General features: G+C 68.2%; 18 protein-coding genes. 9 read left to right on the forward strand and 9 right to left on the reverse strand.

The features are described from left to right. Positions 1–5: 5 nt before the first annotated feature. The 4 genes from JI745_RS15270 to JI745_RS15285 all read left to right on the forward strand — a co-directional run bounded on the left by JI745_RS15270 (position 6) and on the right by JI745_RS15285 (position 4,951). Positions 6–872 carry an isochorismatase family protein gene (locus tag JI745_RS15270; RefSeq protein WP_201808450.1) on the forward strand — a complete coding sequence of 289 codons (867 nt, stop codon included), beginning with the start codon at positions 6–8 and terminating at the stop codon, positions 870–872. A gap of 13 nt (positions 873–885) precedes the next feature. Beyond that, entirely contained in the window at positions 886–2,079 is a 1,194-nt protein-coding gene (pncB, locus tag JI745_RS15275) for a nicotinate phosphoribosyltransferase (protein ID WP_201808452.1), read from the forward strand. Between the two features lie 13 nt (positions 2,080–2,092). Continuing rightward, positions 2,093–3,793: an NAD+ synthase gene (locus tag JI745_RS15280; RefSeq protein ID WP_201808454.1), complete on the forward strand. Its 1,701-nt coding sequence runs from the start codon at positions 2,093–2,095 to the stop codon at positions 3,791–3,793. Between the two features lie 117 nt (positions 3,794–3,910). Next, positions 3,911–4,951, forward strand: a complete 1,041-nt coding sequence (locus tag JI745_RS15285; RefSeq protein ID WP_201808455.1) for a bifunctional nicotinamide-nucleotide adenylyltransferase/Nudix hydroxylase — start codon at positions 3,911–3,913, stop codon at positions 4,949–4,951. Positions 4,952–4,960: 9 nt separating this feature from the next. Here JI745_RS15285 and JI745_RS15290 read toward each other — a convergent pair whose 3' ends face one another. Together JI745_RS15290 and JI745_RS15295 are read right to left on the reverse strand one after the other, a co-directional pair. Next, positions 4,961–5,812: a TIGR02452 family protein gene (locus JI745_RS15290; protein ID WP_201808457.1), complete on the reverse strand. Its 852-nt coding sequence runs from the start codon at positions 5,810–5,812 to the stop codon at positions 4,961–4,963. Continuing rightward, positions 5,809–6,360: an RNA 2'-phosphotransferase gene (locus tag JI745_RS15295; RefSeq protein ID WP_201808460.1), complete on the reverse strand. Its 552-nt coding sequence runs from the start codon at positions 6,358–6,360 to the stop codon at positions 5,809–5,811. The genes JI745_RS15290 and JI745_RS15295 overlap by 4 nt, the downstream gene beginning before the upstream one ends. A 172-nt stretch (positions 6,361–6,532) precedes the next feature. On the opposite strand from JI745_RS15295, the gene JI745_RS15300 reads away from it, so the two are divergent. Then, complete coding sequence (locus tag JI745_RS15300) at positions 6,533–7,258, forward strand: NrtR DNA-binding winged helix domain-containing protein (RefSeq protein WP_201808462.1); 726 nt, start codon at positions 6,533–6,535, stop codon at positions 7,256–7,258. On the opposite strand, the gene JI745_RS15305 is transcribed toward JI745_RS15300, so the two are convergent. Beyond that, positions 7,255–7,605, reverse strand: coding sequence for a hypothetical protein (locus tag JI745_RS15305; RefSeq protein WP_201808464.1), 351 nt, complete (start codon positions 7,603–7,605; stop codon positions 7,255–7,257). The two genes, JI745_RS15300 and JI745_RS15305, sit on opposite strands and share 4 nt — an antisense overlap. Positions 7,606–7,649: 44 nt before the next feature. Between JI745_RS15305 and JI745_RS15310 the strand changes: the two genes are divergently transcribed. Continuing rightward, positions 7,650–8,684, forward strand: a complete 1,035-nt coding sequence (locus JI745_RS15310; protein WP_201808466.1) for a LacI family DNA-binding transcriptional regulator — start codon at positions 7,650–7,652, stop codon at positions 8,682–8,684. Between the two features lie 10 nt (positions 8,685–8,694). On the opposite strand, the gene JI745_RS15315 is transcribed toward JI745_RS15310, so the two are convergent. From JI745_RS15315 to JI745_RS15325, 3 genes are read right to left on the reverse strand one after another with little or no spacing between them, the layout of a single operon-like run. Then, positions 8,695–9,684: a zinc-binding dehydrogenase gene (locus JI745_RS15315; RefSeq protein ID WP_201808468.1), complete on the reverse strand. Its 990-nt coding sequence runs from the start codon at positions 9,682–9,684 to the stop codon at positions 8,695–8,697. A 16-nt stretch (positions 9,685–9,700) separates the two neighbouring features. Continuing rightward, a complete protein-coding gene (locus tag JI745_RS15320) occupies positions 9,701–10,558 on the reverse strand; it encodes an SDR family NAD(P)-dependent oxidoreductase (RefSeq protein ID WP_201808470.1) in 858 nt (285 codons plus the stop codon). Between the two features lie 13 nt (positions 10,559–10,571). Further along, the gene (locus JI745_RS15325; RefSeq protein WP_201808471.1) at positions 10,572–11,099 is read right to left on the reverse strand and encodes a carboxymuconolactone decarboxylase family protein; all 528 of its coding nucleotides are present in this window, start codon (positions 11,097–11,099) and stop codon (positions 10,572–10,574) included. Between the two features lie 111 nt (positions 11,100–11,210). Here JI745_RS15325 and JI745_RS15330 point away from each other — a divergent pair, with 111 nt between their 5' ends. Beyond that, positions 11,211–12,437, forward strand: a complete 1,227-nt coding sequence (locus JI745_RS15330) for an SAM-dependent methyltransferase (protein ID WP_201808473.1) — start codon at positions 11,211–11,213, stop codon at positions 12,435–12,437. 279 nt (positions 12,438–12,716) lie between these two features. On the opposite strand, the gene JI745_RS15335 is transcribed toward JI745_RS15330, so the two are convergent. Beyond that, entirely contained in the window at positions 12,717–13,019 is a 303-nt protein-coding gene (locus JI745_RS15335; protein ID WP_201808475.1) for a DUF6506 family protein, read from the reverse strand. 101 nt (positions 13,020–13,120) lie between these two features. On the opposite strand from JI745_RS15335, the gene JI745_RS15340 reads away from it, so the two are divergent. Next, positions 13,121–13,981, forward strand: coding sequence for a LysR substrate-binding domain-containing protein (locus JI745_RS15340; RefSeq protein WP_201808477.1), 861 nt, complete (start codon positions 13,121–13,123; stop codon positions 13,979–13,981). A gap of 44 nt (positions 13,982–14,025) precedes the next feature. Beyond that, complete coding sequence (locus JI745_RS15345) at positions 14,026–14,964, forward strand: nitronate monooxygenase family protein (protein ID WP_201808480.1); 939 nt, start codon at positions 14,026–14,028, stop codon at positions 14,962–14,964. Here the strand turns inward: JI745_RS15345 and JI745_RS15350 are convergent. After that, positions 14,918–15,862, reverse strand: a complete 945-nt coding sequence (locus JI745_RS15350) for a YihY/virulence factor BrkB family protein (RefSeq protein ID WP_201812588.1) — start codon at positions 15,860–15,862, stop codon at positions 14,918–14,920. The two genes, JI745_RS15345 and JI745_RS15350, sit on opposite strands and share 47 nt — an antisense overlap. A gap of 21 nt (positions 15,863–15,883) precedes the next feature. After that, positions 15,884–16,324 carry a CBS domain-containing protein gene (locus tag JI745_RS15355; protein WP_201808482.1) on the reverse strand — a complete coding sequence of 147 codons (441 nt, stop codon included), beginning with the start codon at positions 16,322–16,324 and terminating at the stop codon, positions 15,884–15,886. Positions 16,325–16,402 lie beyond the last annotated feature (78 nt).

A 16,402-nucleotide genomic window follows, 5' to 3' on the forward strand; every position in this document is an offset into this window, starting at 1 on the left:
ACACCATGAGCCGCCGAGTCCAGCTCCTCGTCATCGATCCGCAGAACGACTTCTGCGACCTGCCCGAGTCCTACCGCCCTGCCGACGCCCTGACCGGCCACCGCGTGGCGCCCACCCTGCCGGTGGCCGGCGCGCACGCCGACATGCAGCGCCTCGCGGCGTTCATCCGCCAGACGAGCGCGGTGTGGAGCGACGTCGCCATCACGCTCGACTCGCACAACCGCCTGCACATCGCGCACCCCACCTTCTGGCAGAAGGGCGATGGCAGCGCGGTGGCGCCGTTCACCGCCATCAAGGCCGAGCAGGTGCGCGCCGGCGAGTTCGTGCCGCGCGACCCGGCCATGCTGCCCCGCGCGCTGGCCTACCTCGACGCGCTCGACGCCCGCGGCCGCTACACGCTGATGGTGTGGCCGGTGCACTGCGAGGTGGGCAGCTGGGGCCACAACGTGCACCCCGACGTGCGCAACGCCTACAACGTCTGGGAGACCCAGCAGCTCAAGGTGGTGCGCAAGGTGATGAAGGGCGGCAACACCTTCACCGAGCACTACAGCGCGCTGCAGGCGGAAGTGCCCGATGCCGACGACCCCGAGACGCTGCTCAACCGCACGCTGCTCGCCGCCCTCGACACCGCCGACCTGCTCGTCATCGCCGGCGAGGCCAGCAGCCACTGCGTGAAGGCGACGACCGAAGACATCGTCGACCACCTGCCCGGGGGAAGGCCGGAACGCATCGTGCTCCTCACCGATTGCATGAGCCCGGTGGGCGGCTTCCAGGCGCAGCACGAGGCCTTCCTCGCCGACATGAGCGGGCGTGGCGTCCAGCTGGCCACCACCGCCGACCTGCTGCCCGAGCTGCTTGCGACCTCACGCTGAAGAAGGTTTCAACATGACCCCCGTCATCCAGCACCTGCTCGAGACCGACCTCTACAAGTTCACGATGTGGCAAACCTTGCTGCATGGTCATCCGCAGGCCCAGGCCGAGTACCGCTTCGTGTGCCGCAACACCCCGGCGTACCCGCTGGCCGAGCTGCTGCCCGAGGTGAACGCGCAGCTCGACCACCTGTGCAGCCTGTCGTTCCGCGAGGAGGAGCTCGCCTACCTGGGCGGCCTGCGCTTCATCAAGAGCGACTTCGTCGACTTCCTGCGCATCTTCCGCTTCCAGCGCCGTTTCATCGAGGCGCGTGCCAACGGGCCGGTGCTGGAGATCGTGGCCCGGGGGCCGCAGGTGCACGTGATGGGCTTCGAGATCTACGTGCTCGCCATCGTCAACGAGCTCTACTTCCGCCGCTTCGAGCAGGAACCGGCGCTCGCGGAGGGCCGTCGCCGCTTGCAGGCCAAACTCGCGCAGCTGCGCGCCTTCGAGGCCGAGCCCGCGCGGGCCCACCCCTTCGAGTTCTTCGACTTCGGCGTGCGGCGGCGTTTCAGCGGGGCCTGGCAGGAAGAAGTCGTCTCGACCTTGAAGGAAAACGTGCCCCAGTTCTTCAAGGGCAGCTCCAACGTGCACCTCGCCCGCACGCTCGGCCTCGTGCCCATCGGGACCATGGCGCACGAGTACCTGCAGGCCTACCAGGCCTTCGGCGTGCGCCTGCGCGACTTCCAAAAGGCCGCGCTCGAAGACTGGGTGCAGGAATACCGTGGCGACCTCGGCGTGGCGCTCACCGACGTGGTCGGCATGGACGCCTTCCTCGCGGACTTCGACCTCTACTTCGCCAAGCTCTTCGACGGTTTGCGCCACGACTCGGGCGACCCTGTGGTGTGGGGCGAAAAGGCGCTGGCGCACTACGCGAAGCTGCGCATCGACGCGCGCACCAAGCGCCTCGTCTTCAGCGACGGGCTGGACTTGCCCACCGCCTTCCAGCTCTACCGCCATTTCGCCGACCGCACGCAGACCGGCTTCGGCATCGGCACCTCGCTCAGCAACGACGTGGGCCTCACCCCGCTCAACATCGTGATGAAGCTGACCCACTGCAACGGCCAGCCGGTGGCGAAACTGTCCGACTCGCCGGGCAAGACCCTGTGCGAGGACCACACCTTCCTGGCGTATCTGCGCCAGGTGTTCAACGTGAAGGACAACCCATGAAAGAGAGGGCCTGATGCTCAACATCACCGTCGCCCAGCTCAACTACTTCGTCGGTGACATCGAAGGCAACGCGCAGAAGATGATCGCGGCCGCCCAGCAGGCCGCGCTCGAGGGCGCCGAGCTGATCGTGTTCTCCGAACTCTCGCTCACCGGCTACTACCCCGGTGACCTGCTCGACGAGCTGCACTTCATGGACCGTGTGGCCGCCGGCATCGAGAGCATGAAGAGCGCCTCGCGCCAGCTGCGCAACCTGCACTGGGTGCTGGGCGCGCCAGTGCCGCGCGCCGGCCCCGGCAAGCGGCTGCACAACATGCTGCTCGTCATCCACGCCGGCGAGGTGGTGCTGCAATACGCCAAGCAGCTGCTGCCCACCTACAACATCTTCGACGAGCACCGTCACTTCGAGCCCGGCCCCGACGTGGCGCGCGTGCTGCGCATCGGCCACACGCAGGTCGGCGTGATGATCTGCGAGGACGGCTGGAACGACGAAGGCCTCGACTACACCGTCAACCCCTTCCAGCGCATGCGCGATGCGGCGCCCGATCTCGTGGTGAGCATCAACGCGAGCCCCTCCAACATCGGCAAGCGCGAGCAGCGGCACCAGGTGTTCGGCGACGCGAGCCAGCGCCACGGCCTGCCCATCCTCTACGTCAACCAGGTCGGCGGGCAGGACCAGGTGGTGTTCGACGGCGCCTCCTTCGCGGTGGAGCCGGAGCGCGGCGTGGTCTACGAGGCGCAGCGTTTCGTGGAAGACGTGCGCGTGCTGCGCTTCGACAACGGGCACTTCCTCAACCGGGCCGGCGAGGCGCTGCCGCCGGTCGACCCGAAAGGTCTCTCGACCATGGCCTTCTACCGCGCGCAGATCGTGCTCGGCCTGCGCGACTACGCGCGGCGCTGCGGCTTCAGCCAGGTGGTGGTGGGCTCGTCGGGCGGCATCGACAGTGCGCTGACGCTGGCGCTGGCGGCAGAAGCGCTCGGGCCGGACAACGTGGTCGGGGTGACGATGCCATCGAAGTTCTCGTCTTCCGGTTCGGTCGACGACTCGGTGGCGTTGTGCCGCAACCTCGGCATTGCGCTGCACACGCACCCGATCAAGGAGCTGGTCGATGGCTACGCGAAGCAGTTCGAGGCCAGCTTCGGCACACCGCTGGTCGGCCTGCCGCTGGAGAACCTGCAGGCGCGCATCCGCGGCACCATCCTGATGGAGTACAGCAACCGTTTCGGCCACCTGCTGCTGACCACGGGCAACAAGTCGGAGATCTCGGTCGGCTACTGCACGCTGTACGGCGACACCAACGGAGGCCTGGGCCTCCTGGGCGACCTCTACAAGACGGAGGTGTTCGCGCTCTCGCGCCACGTCAACGAAGCGGCCGGCCGGGAGCTCATCCCCAACGCCATCATCGACAAGCCGCCCTCGGCCGAGCTGGCCCCGGGCCAGAAAGACACCGACAGCCTGCCGCCCTACGAGGTGCTCGACGAAGTGCTCAAGGTGCTGATCGAAGGCCCGCGCCTCGCGGCCTGGGAGTTCGCGCAGGCCACGGGCTTCGTCGACAAGCTCACGGCGAAGCCCGACGGTGCGGCGCTGGTGCAGAAGGTGCGCACGATGATCGCGCGCAACGAGTACAAGCGCCGCCAGTCGCCGCCCATCATCCGCGTGCGCGCACGCGCCTTCGGCACCGGGCGGCAGATGCCGATCGCGGCCAAACACGTGTGAGGGGATTTCAATGAAGAGACTGTCGTCGAAGCCGCGGGCCGAGCGCTGGGCCGCTCCCAAGCCGGCCCGCATCCCCTTGGGGGATCGGCCGAAGTACCCATCGGACGAGGGGCTGTCATGACACCCGATGTCGCGGTCTACGTCGGCCGCTTCCAGCCCTTCCACCTCGGACACCTCGCATTGCTCAAGCATGCGCTCGAGATCGCGCCCACGGTGGTGCTCGTGATCGGCTCGGCCTGGCAGGCGCGCACCCCCAAGAACCCGTTGACCTGGCAGGAGCGTGCCGAGGTCGTGCGGCTCGCGCTCACGCCCGAGGAGCGCGAGCGCGTGAAGTTCCTGCCCATGCGCGACCACTACGACGAAGCGCGCTGGGTGCAGGCGGTGCAGCGGGGTGTGGCCGACCTGTGCGGGGAGGGCACGAGCGTCGCCCTTGTCGGCCACTACAAGGACGCGACCAGCGAGTACCTGCGCAGCTTCCAGGGCTGGACCGTGATCTCGGTCGAGCGCGTGCCCGGCGCCGATGGCACCGGCCTGCGCGATGCGCTCTATGCGGCGGGCGCCCACAACATCGACGCGACCCTGGCCGCGCTCGTCGGCCAGGCGCCGCCCAGCACGCTCGACTTCCTGCGCGCGTGGGTGCGCCTGCCGCACTTCGAAGCCTTGCGTGAGGAGTGGCGCCTGCTGCGCGAGGAGAAGGCCAAGTGGGCCGGCTCGCCGTACCCGCCCGTCTTCGTGACGGTCGACGCGGTGGTGCGCTGCGCCGGCCACGTGCTGCTCATCCAGCGCGGCAAGGCGCCGGGCAAGGGCCTGTACGCCGTGCCGGGCGGATTCATCGAGCAACGCGAGACCGTCTACCAGTCCTGCCTGCGCGAGTTGAAGGAGGAAACCCACCTCACGCTGCTCGACCTCACGATGCGCTCAAGCCTCGTCGACGTCGCCGTCTTCGACCACCCCGACCGCAGCCAGCGCGGCCGGGTCATCACGCACGCCCACTACTTCGACCTCGGCGAGCGCGAGCTGCCCGAGGTGCAGGCCGACGACGACGCGCAGTCGGTCGAGTGGACGCCGATCGCGCGGCTGGTCACGATGGAGGATCGCTTTCATGACGATCACTTCCACATGCTGGACCACTTTCTCGACCTGACCGAGGACGTGTGAAATGCGGTGTTACCCAGCCGCGAGCGCGTCGCGAAACGCTCTCAGTACTGGCTGCCCCGCCGCGCCGTCTCGCACCGAGAAGCTGATGGTGGTGAAACGGCCTCGATAGGCTTGGCCGTCGGCCAGCAAGGTGGCGAAGACCTGCGCCACCATCCCCGGGTCGTTCGCGAAGACGCCGCAACCCCATGCGCCGAGCACGAGATGCTTGCAACCGGTGTGTGTGGCCAATGCCAGCACCTTGGACGCGCGCGCGGCCAGGACCTCGGGCACCCGCTCGATGTCTGGACTCAGATGCGCCTTGAGTGCGCCGGCGTTGGGCGCGGCGGCGGTGATCACGTCCACGCAATAAGGTTCGTCGAGCAACTCGCCATCGTCGCACCGGAACACCGGGCATTCAGGCGACAGGATCATGCGATCGGAGTACAGCGCTGAGCGCTCGCCTCGATGGTGCGCGTAGTACGGCTGCGCGGTCGTGGAGGTCAGCGAGGCATAGAGGGCAGAGCTGCGCGCCAACGACTCCTCCTGAGCTTGGCTGCCGCCGAGAAAGCCGCCGCCTGGGTTGCGTGCCGACGCGAAGTTGAGCACCGCCACACGACCGCCGTGCGTCGCAAGCAGGCGGCGCGCCCCTTCAAGTGTGGTCTCTGAGACGACCTCCAAGCGGGCCGGTGCGCCGGCGGGCTGCGCGAGGACCTGTGGTTCAAGCGCGGACAGCGTGTCCGGTGACCAGAAGCGTGTCGCCGCGACGCAAGCGTCGATGGTGGCACGCAGCTCCACGGTCCTGCCGCCGGCGAGCCGATAGCCACCCTCTTCGAGGATGCGGACGGTCTGCTGACCGAGTGCGGCACGGATTTCACGGTTCATCGCAGCACCTCGATGAAGCTTGGTGGGACCGCATCACACAACCACACCCCGTTGTCGGACCGATAGAACTGGTGGCCTTGCGCGTGCATGCGCCCTGCCGCCACCTGCAGCAACACCGGCGCACCGTTGCGGCGGCCCACTGCGGTGGCCGTGCCGAAGCTTTCGCTGAGGTGAACGTGGTGACGCACACCCCGATTCAACCCTGACACGAGGATCGACGGCAGCGCGTGTTCGGCCGTGCCGTGGTACAGCATCGCGGGTGGCTCGACCGGCACGAGCCCCAGGTCCACCGTGACCGAATGACCCTGGTTGGCGCGGATGCGTGTGGCGTTGGCGTTGAAGGCGAAACGCTGCTTGTCGGAGCTGTCGACGATGCGCTGCAGTGTGCTGCGGTCCAGCGGCCGGCCGGCTGCGGTGCACTGGGCCAGCAATGCGTCGACATCGGTCCAGCCCGCGTCGTCGAGCGTGATGCCGATGCGTTCGGGCTCGTGGCGAAGCACGAGGCTGAGATATTTGCTGAGCGACGTGAGACTGCGGTCGGTTGTCATGGTGAAGAGAGTTCAGTTGCCGCCGCACTTCGTCCATCGATCGAAGGCAGGTTTTTCTGCCACGCCGTGAGGGAAGAGGCGAATGAGGAATTCATAAGTTGTTCAAGACACCTTGCTTAAGGTGCACAGTACAACCTACACTGCGCCGTCCTGTCAAGCCGGTCCTTGCCCCGTGGCCTCCAAGAAACACGCGTCGCTCGATTTCCCCCTGCCGTTTACCACGGTGGACGTGGTCATCTTCACGGTGCTGGACGAACGCCTCAAGGTGTTGCTGGTCAAACGACCCGATGACAGCCGCGAGCCGTGCCCGGGGGCATGGGCCTTGCCCGGCGGCTTTGTCGACATTGCGCGCGACGAGGACCTGGAAGCCTGCGCAAGGCGCAAGCTGACCGAGAAGACCGGTGTCGCAAGCCCGTACCTGGAGCAACTGGGCAGCTGGGGCAGCGCGACGCGGGACCCCCGCGGGTGGTCAGCGACGCATGTGTACTTTGCGCTGATTCCCTCGCAGGGGGTCGCGCTCAGCAAGGGTGCCAACGCGGCCGACGTGGCCTGGTTCGACGTCGAGACGCTGAGCCGCAAGTCCAGGCTGGCCTTTGACCACAGCGATCTGCTGCGCGCTGCCGTCGATCGCCTGCGCAGCAAGGTCGAATACACCTCGCTCCCCGCCTTCCTTCTGCCCGAGCCCTTCACGCTGCCGCAGCTGCAGCGCATGTACGAGATCGTGCTCGGTCGGCCTGTGGACAAGAGCGGCTTCCGCACCCGCATGCTGTCGGCCGACTTTCTGGAAGAAGTGGGCGTGGTGGAGAGTGACTCCAACCGGCCGCCGATGGGCTATCGCCTGAAGGACCGCGAGAAGGCCGTCTTCTTCCCGCGCACCTTCAGCCCGCGCGGCGGCTAGGCCTGCCAGACCCCCCAGCCCTTCTCCCGCAACCCGATCGCCAGCTCCACCTCCATCTCCTTCGCCCCCTCATAGGGCATCGGGTTGTAGACCTCGTACACCTGCGGCAGCAGCCGCACTCCGTGCTCCTGCACGTAGCGGTTGGCCTGGATGCCGGCCTTGTGCTTGTCGAAGCGGACGTCGGGGTCGAGGCCCGTCATGCCGACGTAGACGAAGGGCTTGCCGAGCTGGTAGTCGGGGTTGGCGGCGCGGAAGCGGGCGTGGTTCCACACGCGGTCGTCGAGCTCGACGACGTACACGTGGTAGTGGTGCGAGCGCGGCGTGGAGGTGCGGGGTTTGCGCGGCATGGGCGTCCCTACAATTCTCGCGCTTCACTTCCACGGGCCCTCCGATGCCACGCGCCTCCAAACCCAAGACCCTCAGCATTCGCGACGTGGCCGAACTGGCGGGCGTGTCGCTCGGCAGTGCCTCGCGGGTCATCAACAAGGTGGCCAACGTGAGCGAGGCCACGCGCGAGAAGGTGGAGCGAGCCATCGCCCAGCTCGGCTACCGGCCCAACCACGCGGCGCAGTCGCTGCGCCTGCGCAGCTCGCGCACGGTGGGCTGCCTGCTGACCGACGTGGCCAACCCGCTCTATGCCAAGCTTTACCGCGCACTCGAGGAACGCCTGCACCCGCACGGCTACATGATGCTGCTGGCCAACAGCCTCAACCAGGCCGAGCGCGAGATCGAGATCCTCTCCACTTTCGTGAGCCGCGGCATGGATGGCCTGCTCATCGCGCCCGGCAACGAGCGCGACCGCGAGGTGCTCGCAGCCGTGCGCTCGCTGCCCGTGCCCACCGTCATCCTCGACCGCGACATGGACTCGCCCACCGACAGCGTGCTGTTCGAGCACGTGCCGGGCGTCAAGAACCTCGTGCAGTACCTGGCCGGCCTCGGCCACAAGCGCATCGCGATGGTGCTGTCGCAATCGCCCAACCGGCCGATCCGCCGGCGCACCGAGGGCTACCGCGCGGGCCACAAGCTGGCGAAGCTGGAGGTGAACGAAGAGTTCATCGTGCACATGCCCTCGGCCACCAGCTCGGCCTTCGAGGCGGTGAGCATGCTGTTGCGCCGCACCGACCGGCCGACCGCGCTGCTGGTGATGGGCACAAGCATCCTCAACGACACGCTCAACGCGATTGGTGCGCAGCGCCTGCGCATCCCGGACGACGTGTCGGTGGTGTCCTTCGGCGACCCCGACTTCGCGGCCGGCCACGTGCCGGCGATCTCGTCGCTGCGCGTCGACCTGGAGAGGGCCGCCGACGAGGCGACCGCGCTGCTGCTCGCGCGCATGCGCGGCGAAGAAGGGCCGCCCAAGAGCGTGACGCTGGTGAGCGATTTCATCCCGCGCGGCTCGTGCGGGCCGGCGCCGAAGAAGACCTGAGGCGCCGCGCTCAGCCGAGCGTGAGCACGATCTTGCCGAAGTGCGCGTTGCTCGCCATGTGGGCGAGGGCCTGCGCGGCGGCGTCGAAGGGGAAGGTTCTGTCGATGGGCAGCGCGAGCCGGCCGGCGGCCAGCGCCTCGCCCAAGTCGGCGCGCATGCGGCGGTTGATCTCGCGCACCTCGTCGACGCTGCGCGTGCGGAAGGTGACGCCGATGTAGTGGATGCGTTTCAGTGCGTGCAGGTCGAAGTCGAACTCGGCGCGGGTGCCAGCGAGGCGGCCCACGTTGACGATGCGGCCGAGCACGCGCGTCGCCTTGAGGTTCTGGTTGGCCTGCGCGCCCGAGAGCTGGTCGACGACCAGGTGCACGCCCTGCCCCTCGGTGGCATCGAGCAGCTGCTTGGGCCAATCGGCTTGCGTGGTGTCGATGGCGAGCTGCGCGCCGAAATCTTTCAGGCGCTCGCGGCGGGCCGGCGTGGTGGAGCTGCCGGCGACGAGGCCGGCACCCATGAGCCGGGCGATCTGCAGGCCCATCAGGCCGACGCCCGACGAGGCGCCCTGGATCAGTACCGCCTCGCCTTTCTGCAGGCGGCCGTTGGTGGCGACGGCGTCGTGCATGGTCTGCAAGGCGACGGGCAGCGTGGCGGCCTGCTCGTAGCTCATCGAGGCCGAGGGGATGGGAATCACACGGCCGAAGTCCGACACCGCGTATTCGGCGAAGGCGCCGCGGCCCGAACCCATCACCCGGTCGCCGGGCTGGTACTCCGTCACATTCGTGCCGGTGCGCACCACCTCGCCCGCCCACTCCATGCCCAGCCGCGTGCCGGGGCCGCCTTGCGCACCGTGGGCGTGGCCGGCGGCCATGCCGAGGTCGGCGCGGTTGAGGCCGCAGGCGCGCACCTTGACCAGCACCTCGTCGGGGCCGGGCTCGGGGATGTCGACGGTCTGGATCTGCAGGCCTTGTGCGCCGGCCTGCACCGCGGCTTTCATGGTCGTGCTCATGGAGGGGCTCCTGGTTTCAACCCGGTGAGCGTACGACTCCGATGGAGAGACCGCCATCGGCGAGCAAGGCATGGCCGTTGACGTAGCTCGACTCGTGCGAGACGAGGAAGAGCGTCGCGTACGCCACCTCCCAGCCGGTGCCCTGCCGGCCGAAGGGCACGGCGAGTGCGCGGTTGGGGCGGCGGCGCGAAGCATCGCGGCCCATCGGCGTGTCCATCAGGCCGGGCAGCACGGCGTTGCAGCGGATGCCCTTCGATTCACCGGCGACGGCGATGGCCCGCGCGAGCGACACCTGCGCCGCCTTCGCCGATTCATACGCCGGGTTGCGGCTCGCATTGCGCAGGCTCGCGAGCGACGACATCAGCACGATGCTGCCGCCCGGCGTCATCAGCGGCAGCGCGGCCTGGCTGAAGAACATGTGGCTCTTGACGTTGACGCCGTACTCCTTGTCCCAGGTCTCGGGCGTGATGCGGTCCAGCGGCAGGCCGTGCGAGATGCCGACGTTGAGCACCAGGCCGTCGAGACCGCCCATCTTCTCGGCCACACGGGCGACGAGCGGCGCGATGTTGACGACGTCCAGCACATCGGCCACTTCGGCGAAGGCCTTGCCGCCTTCGGCCGTGATCTGGTCGACGGTGGACTTCGCCGCGTCGGCGTTCACGTCGACACATGCGACCTGGGCCCCTTCACGCGCGAAGAGCACCGAGATCGCGCGGCCGTTGCCGATGGGCGGGTCTTCCTCGGGGATCACACGCTGGCCGGCGCCGACGACCAGCACACGGCGGCCCTGCAGGCGGCCGCGGCCGGGCGCGTGGCCCAGCGTCTCGGGGTGCATCGCACGGCTCGCGTCGAGCTCGGTGGGGGCGAGGTTCATGGTGCTGCTCCTGTCACTTGATGGTGCCGGCCGGTTCGATGTCGACCTCGAAGTTCTCGAGGAAGCGGCTCACCATCATGTAGAAGCCGATGGTCAGCACCAGCTCGGCCGTCTGGCGCGTGCCGAAGCGCTCGGCCACGCGCTTGAAGAGCGGATCGGGCGCCTTCACGTCGCGGAACACCACGTCGGTGAACTCGAGCACCAGCTTCTCGTCAGGCGTGAGCACCGAGGTGTCGGCGCCGACCTCGAGCGCGGCGATGGTCGCCTCGCCCATGCCGACCTGCCTGGCGACACGCTTGTGCTGGTGCACTTCGTAGCTCGCCTTGCTGAGGATGCCCACGCGCAGGATGGCGATCTCGCGCAGCTGCGAGTCGAGCTCGTTCTCGCGCAGCAGCGCGCTGCCGAGCGCGAGAAAGCCGGACGATGCCGCTTCGCCGGCGTGCGGCAGCATGCGGTAGAGGTTGAGCGGGTGGCGCGACTTGAGCAGCGCCTGGTACTGCTCGCTGGCCTCGCTCATGTCGAAATAGGGAATGCGGGCCACGGTCGGCTCCTCCTGAAGTGGTCGTTTTGCCGCGATGCTAGCCCAGATGTGAAACGTTTCATCCCGGGCAAGCCCCAGCAAGGGCTGTCCGGTGCGGGACACAATCGGCGCATGAACGCACCCGAGGAATCCTGGATCGCCACGCTGCAGGCGCAGCCGGCCTACCAGCGCTTTGCCGAGCGGCTGGGCGAGCTGCTGGCGGGCGAGGACTTCGCCAAGCTCGTGCTGGCCAAGCCGCTGGCGGCGGCGGGCGACCTGCAGCGTGTGACCGCGCGGCGCGTGATGCTGCGTGGCGAGCCGGTGCTGTCGCTGGTCTACACGCACGCCACGCGCGACATCACCAAGAACCATCCGCTCGACGAAGGGCAGGCGCTGTTGCTGGGCCTGGTCGGCACGCAGTTCGGCAATGCGCACCTCTTCCATGCGGACGAGGAAGTGCAGCTCGCGGTGAGCCGGAAGGGGAAGGCCACGCTGGCCACGCACCGCGCCACCGCGCCGCAGGCCGCTTCGTCAGGGCATGACCGCGAGAAGCAGCGCTGGGTGGATGTGAACCGGCCCTTCCTCGTCGAGCTCGGCGTGACGACGCGCGACCACCAGGTGGTGCCGGCGATGGCGCGCAAGTGGAAGCAGATCAACAAGTTCGTCGAGGTCTTCGCGCATGCGCTGGAGCGTTCGCGGCTGGCCGAGGCGAAGACGCTGCACGTGATCGACTTCGGCTCCGGCAAGGGCTACCTCACCTTTGCCCTGCACGACTGGCTGCGGAACACGAAGCAGATCGACGCGCAGGTGACGGGTGTGGAGTTGCGGCCCGACATGGTGAAGCTCTGCAACGACGCGATCGCGCGCCTGAAGCTCGACGGCCTGCGCATCGAGGAAGGCGACGTGCGCCACTACCAGCCCGCCGCGCTCAACGTGATGATCGCGCTGCACGCCTGCGACACCGCGACCGACCATGCGATCCACCTCGGCCTGCGCGCGGGTGCCGACATCATCCTGTGCTCACCCTGCTGCCACAAGGAACTGCGCCCGCAGCTCCTGAGCCCGCACCCGCTGGCGCCCATCCTGCAGCACGGCGTGCACCTGGGCCAGCAGGCCGAGATGCTCACTGACGGCCTGCGCGCGATGCTGCTCGACGCGTGTGGCTACGACACGCAGGTGTTCGAGTTCGTGTCGCTGGAGCACACGCAGAAGAACAAGATGATCCTCGCGGTGAAGCGTGCGCAGCCGAAGTCGAACGACGAGGTGCTGCAGCAGGTGCGCGAGGTGAAGGACTTCTACCGCGTGCAGCAGCAGTGCCTGGAGACGCTGCTCAAGGCAGACGGGCTGCTGCCGGCTTGAGTGTGGCGCGAGAGCGTCGGCATGGGCGCCGTGCTCCGTTCATGTCCCCCGCCTCAGCCCGCTTCCGCGGCCTGAGGCTCCTCCTTTACTTCACTGCGCACGGCGCCCACACCGACGCTCTTGCACGGCCCTGGCGAATCGTGGCATGCCGCGGTGGTGCTGAGCCCTGGGCGTGGGGTGAGGGGCGCAGTGAAGTAAAGGAAGGAATCGATGAACGCGGGAGCGTTCATCGAGGAGGGACATGAACGGAGCCCCTCACCCCACGCCCAGGGCGACGCGTCAACCCGCGAACAGTTCATGCAGCGAGGCAATGCTTTCCGCCCCATACGACACCGACCCCACCGGGATCTTGTGTGCGATCGCCTCCTGCACCCGCGCCGTCCACTGCGGACCGAAGCCACCGCAGAGTTCAATGAGCTGGACGCCGTCGCGCACCATGGCCTGCGCGACGTCGAGGGCTTGCGCGGGTGAGGACACACCCACCGACACCATCTCGAATCCGGTCGACTGCATCAACTGGCGGTGTCGGGCCGGGTCGAAGCCCGGGCCGGTGACGATGAAGCCGAACTTGCGAAGGGCCATGTGAAATCCTGCCTGTGGTTGGGAAGGCCGCATTCTTCGAAACGCTGATACTCGCGTCCAAGACCGTTGTCGACTGAGTTCAGACCGGGGGTGTCTCATCCATGTTGGACCTGCAGCAGCTGCGTTACTTCATCGCCGTGGCCGAGACCGAGAACGTCGGGCAGGCGGCCGAGCTGCTGCACATCTCGCAATCGCCGCTGTCGCGCCAGCTGCAGCAGCTGGAGAGCCGGCTCGGGCTCACGCTCTTCACCCGCGAGAAGAAGCGGCTCAAGCTCACGCCGGCCGGGCGTGATTTCCTGGTCGAGGCGAAGGCGCTGCTGGCGCACGCCGAGCGGGTGAAGCAGCGTGCGGCCGACGTGGGCCGCGGCAAGCTGGGCACGCTGGTCGTGGGCTACGTGGCCGGGGCGGTGCACGCCGGCGTGATCGGCAAGGCTTTGCAGGCGCTGCAGCAGCAGGTGCCCGGCGCGCGCCTCCAGCTGCGCAGCCTGCCATCGGCCGAGCAGTTTGCGGCGCTGCAGCGTGGCGAGCTGGACCTGGGCTACACCTATGCGGCGCCGCCGGTCGAGTCGGGCCTCGCGAGCGTGCTGCTGCTGGAAGAGCCGTTCGTGCTGGCGGTGCCGGCGGACCATGCGCTTGCCACCGCCGAGTCGCTCGACCTCAACGGCCAGCCGCTGGTGGCACCGCTCTCGTGGCCGGCGCGCGAGGAGCTGCTCCGGGCCTGCGCGACGCTGGGCTGGGCGCCCGACGTGCGCTATGAAGCCGCCGACCCGGCGGCGGCGCTCGGCCTGGTGGCCGCCGGGCTCGGCTGCGCGTTCGTGCAGAAGAGCCTGGTGACGGTGGCCGGCGCGATGCCGGTCGTGCTGCGCGAGCTGCCGGCCACCTTCACGCTGAGTGTCCAGATCCACTGCGTGCACCAGGGTTCTCCCTCACCGCTGGCGCACCGGCTGATGATGGTGTCGTAACCCTTGCGACACCCGCGGCGCCGGCGCCTCGCCAGAATCGCCGCATGACAAACCGAGTCCTCGCGCACACTGGCGCCACCTACCCGATCCTGCAGGCCCCGATGGGCTGGATCGCCCGCACCCCGCTCGCCTCGGCCGTCTCTCGCGCCGGCGGGCTCGGCATCATCGAGACGTCTTCAGGCGAGACCGAGAACTGCCAGGCCGAGATCACCAAGATGAGCGCGACGGGCCTGCCCTTCGGCGTGAACCTGCCGATCCGCTTCCTCAAAGACGACGCGATGCTGAAGTTCGTCTGCGCGAGTGGCGTCAAGTTCGTGACGACCTCGGCCGGCAGCCCGGCCAAGTTCATCGCGCCGCTGAAGGACGCGGGCATCACCGTCTACCACGCGGTGCCGACGGTCGACGCGGCCATGAAGTGCGTGGACGCCGGCATCGACGGCCTGGTCGTCGAAGGTGCCGAAGGCGGCGGCTTCAAGAACCCGGAGGAGGTGTCGACGCTCGTGCTGCTGCAGGCCATCCGCGCGCGCACCGACGTTCCGCTGATCGCAGCCGGCGGCATCTGCGATGGTCGCGGCATGGCGGCCGCCTTCGCCCTCGGCGCCGAGGCGGTGCAGATGGGCACGCGCTTCGTGAGCTGCGCCGAGAGCCCGGTGCATGCGAACTACAAGCAGGCGATCGTCGACGCGAAGGACACGGGCACGCTGGTGCTGAACAAGAAATCGACGCCCTGCATCCGCGCCCTCAAGTCGCAGCGCACCCAGGCGATCTACGAAGAAGGCGTGATGGCGCCCGATGCCTTGCGCGGCATCCGCGGTGTCTACTTCGATGGCGACATGGAGGCGGCGCCGGCGCTCGCCGGCCAGAGCGCTGCGCTGATCACCAGCGTGAAGACGGCGAAGGAGATCATCGACGAGACCGTCGCGCAGTTCTTCGAGATCACGTCGCGGCTGGGTGGGCTCGGGGCGGCTCGTTCTTTTGGGTGACGCCAGGCTGGTTGGCGGATCGGCTGATCTCGCACTCGGCCGGCTGTTCGCCGCGGCGTGAGCCGTGGCTGTGCGCATAGACCCAGGTGAACTCCGCGCCCAGCAGGAAGATCTGCGCCGAGTAGTACACCCACACCAGCACCACGGCGAGTGAGCCGGCGGCGCCGAAGCCCGAGGTGATGCCGCTCTTGCCGATGTAGAGGCCGATCAGCAGCTTGCCGATGCTGAACAGCAGCGAGGTGACGGCGGCGCCGATCCACACGTCACGCCACTCCACTTTCACGCGCGGCATGATCTTGTAGATCATCGCGAAGATGAGCGTGACGAGGCCGAAGCTCACCAAGAGGTTGACCACCTGCAGCGTCACTTCCCAGGCGCCGAAGAGCGGGGCCCACCAGTTGCCGAGGGCCGACAGCGCGGCGCTCACGACGAGCGACACCATGAGCACGAAGCCGATGCCCATGATCATGCCGAACGACAGCACGCGCGCCCGCAGCAAGGACCACAGCCCGCTGCTGCGCTCACGGACCGGCGCGCGCCAGATGCGGTCGAGCGAATCCTGCAGCTCGGCGAACACGGTGGTTGCGCCGACGAGCAGCACCACCACGCCGACCACGGTCGCGAACACACCTTCCTTCGGCTTGGACACACTCTCCAGCAGCCCCTGGATCGCGACCGCCCCTTCTTCGCCGAGCATGCCGCGCAGTTGCGCAAAGATCTCCCCGCGTGCCGCCTCGGCACCAAACACCAGGCCGGCAACCGACACCACGATCAAGAGCAGCGGCGCTGCGGAGAAGGTGGTGTAGTAGGCCAAGGCCGCGCCCATGCTGGGCGCGTAATCGTTCTGCCATGACACCGCCGCGGCCTTGGCCAGCCGCCAGATCGACTTCCAGTTCATCATGGCCGCGGACCCTCGGCTCTACGCGAGCTGGATGGCCTGGTCGCTCGGCTGCGAGATGTCGCGCAGCGTGTGGTCCAGGTCTTCCGATTCCTGGCGGGTGGCCAGGTCACCCAGCGACACGATGCCGACGATCTCCCCTTCGCGGCTGAGCACCGGCAGGCGCCGCACCTGCGCTTCGCCCATGCGCTGCGCCACGTCGTCGATCTCATCGTGCTCGGTGCACGACAGGGTCTGCTCGCTCATCACTTCGTTGACCAGCGTCTCATCGGGCCGCTTGTTGTAGGCGGTGGCCCGCACGGTGATGTCGCGGTCGGTGACGATGCCGACGAGGCCCTGGCCGTCATACACGGGCAGGGCGCCCACGTCGAGCCGGCTCATCAGCTCGGCGGCGCGCTGCAGGGTTTCGTCAGGGCGCACCACCACGACGTTGCGGGTGATGACGGAGGCGATGGTGGGCATGGAGGTCTCCTCGTGGAATGTCGGGCCAGTATGGAAAGCGCTTCGCAGCGGGTCAGTCGGCGCGGGCCGCCGGGTGCT

Origin of the sequence: Piscinibacter sp. HJYY11, from assembly GCF_016735515.1 — a bacterium.
Lineage (GTDB): Bacteria > Pseudomonadota > Gammaproteobacteria > Burkholderiales > Burkholderiaceae_C > Rhizobacter.

Excerpts from the sequence above, each read along its gene's own strand:
- JI745_RS15285 (WP_201808455.1), top strand. The coding sequence starts at position 3,911 with ATGACACCCGATGTCGCGGTCTACGTCGGCCGCTTCCAGCCCTTCCAC.
- JI745_RS15320 (WP_201808470.1), bottom strand. The coding sequence starts at position 10,558 with ATGAACCTCGCCCCCACCGAGCTCGACGCGAGCCGTGCGATGCACCCC.
- JI745_RS15355 (WP_201808482.1), bottom strand. The coding sequence starts at position 16,324 with ATGCCCACCATCGCCTCCGTCATCACCCGCAACGTCGTGGTGGTGCGC.
- JI745_RS15350 (WP_201812588.1), bottom strand. The coding sequence starts at position 15,862 with ATGAACTGGAAGTCGATCTGGCGGCTGGCCAAGGCCGCGGCGGTGTCA.
- JI745_RS15340 (WP_201808477.1), top strand. The coding sequence starts at position 13,121 with ATGTTGGACCTGCAGCAGCTGCGTTACTTCATCGCCGTGGCCGAGACC.
- JI745_RS15270 (WP_201808450.1), top strand. The coding sequence starts at position 6 with ATGAGCCGCCGAGTCCAGCTCCTCGTCATCGATCCGCAGAACGACTTC.
- JI745_RS15280 (WP_201808454.1), top strand. The coding sequence starts at position 2,093 with ATGCTCAACATCACCGTCGCCCAGCTCAACTACTTCGTCGGTGACATC.
- JI745_RS15335 (WP_201808475.1), bottom strand. The coding sequence starts at position 13,019 with ATGGCCCTTCGCAAGTTCGGCTTCATCGTCACCGGCCCGGGCTTCGAC.
- pncB (WP_201808452.1), top strand. The coding sequence starts at position 886 with ATGACCCCCGTCATCCAGCACCTGCTCGAGACCGACCTCTACAAGTTC.
- JI745_RS15305 (WP_201808464.1), bottom strand. The coding sequence starts at position 7,605 with ATGCCGCGCAAACCCCGCACCTCCACGCCGCGCTCGCACCACTACCAC.
- JI745_RS15315 (WP_201808468.1), bottom strand. The coding sequence starts at position 9,684 with ATGAGCACGACCATGAAAGCCGCGGTGCAGGCCGGCGCACAAGGCCTG.
- JI745_RS15310 (WP_201808466.1), top strand. The coding sequence starts at position 7,650 with ATGCCACGCGCCTCCAAACCCAAGACCCTCAGCATTCGCGACGTGGCC.
- JI745_RS15290 (WP_201808457.1), bottom strand. The coding sequence starts at position 5,812 with ATGAACCGTGAAATCCGTGCCGCACTCGGTCAGCAGACCGTCCGCATC.
- JI745_RS15295 (WP_201808460.1), bottom strand. The coding sequence starts at position 6,360 with ATGACAACCGACCGCAGTCTCACGTCGCTCAGCAAATATCTCAGCCTC.
- JI745_RS15345 (WP_201808480.1), top strand. The coding sequence starts at position 14,026 with ATGACAAACCGAGTCCTCGCGCACACTGGCGCCACCTACCCGATCCTG.
- JI745_RS15330 (WP_201808473.1), top strand. The coding sequence starts at position 11,211 with ATGAACGCACCCGAGGAATCCTGGATCGCCACGCTGCAGGCGCAGCCG.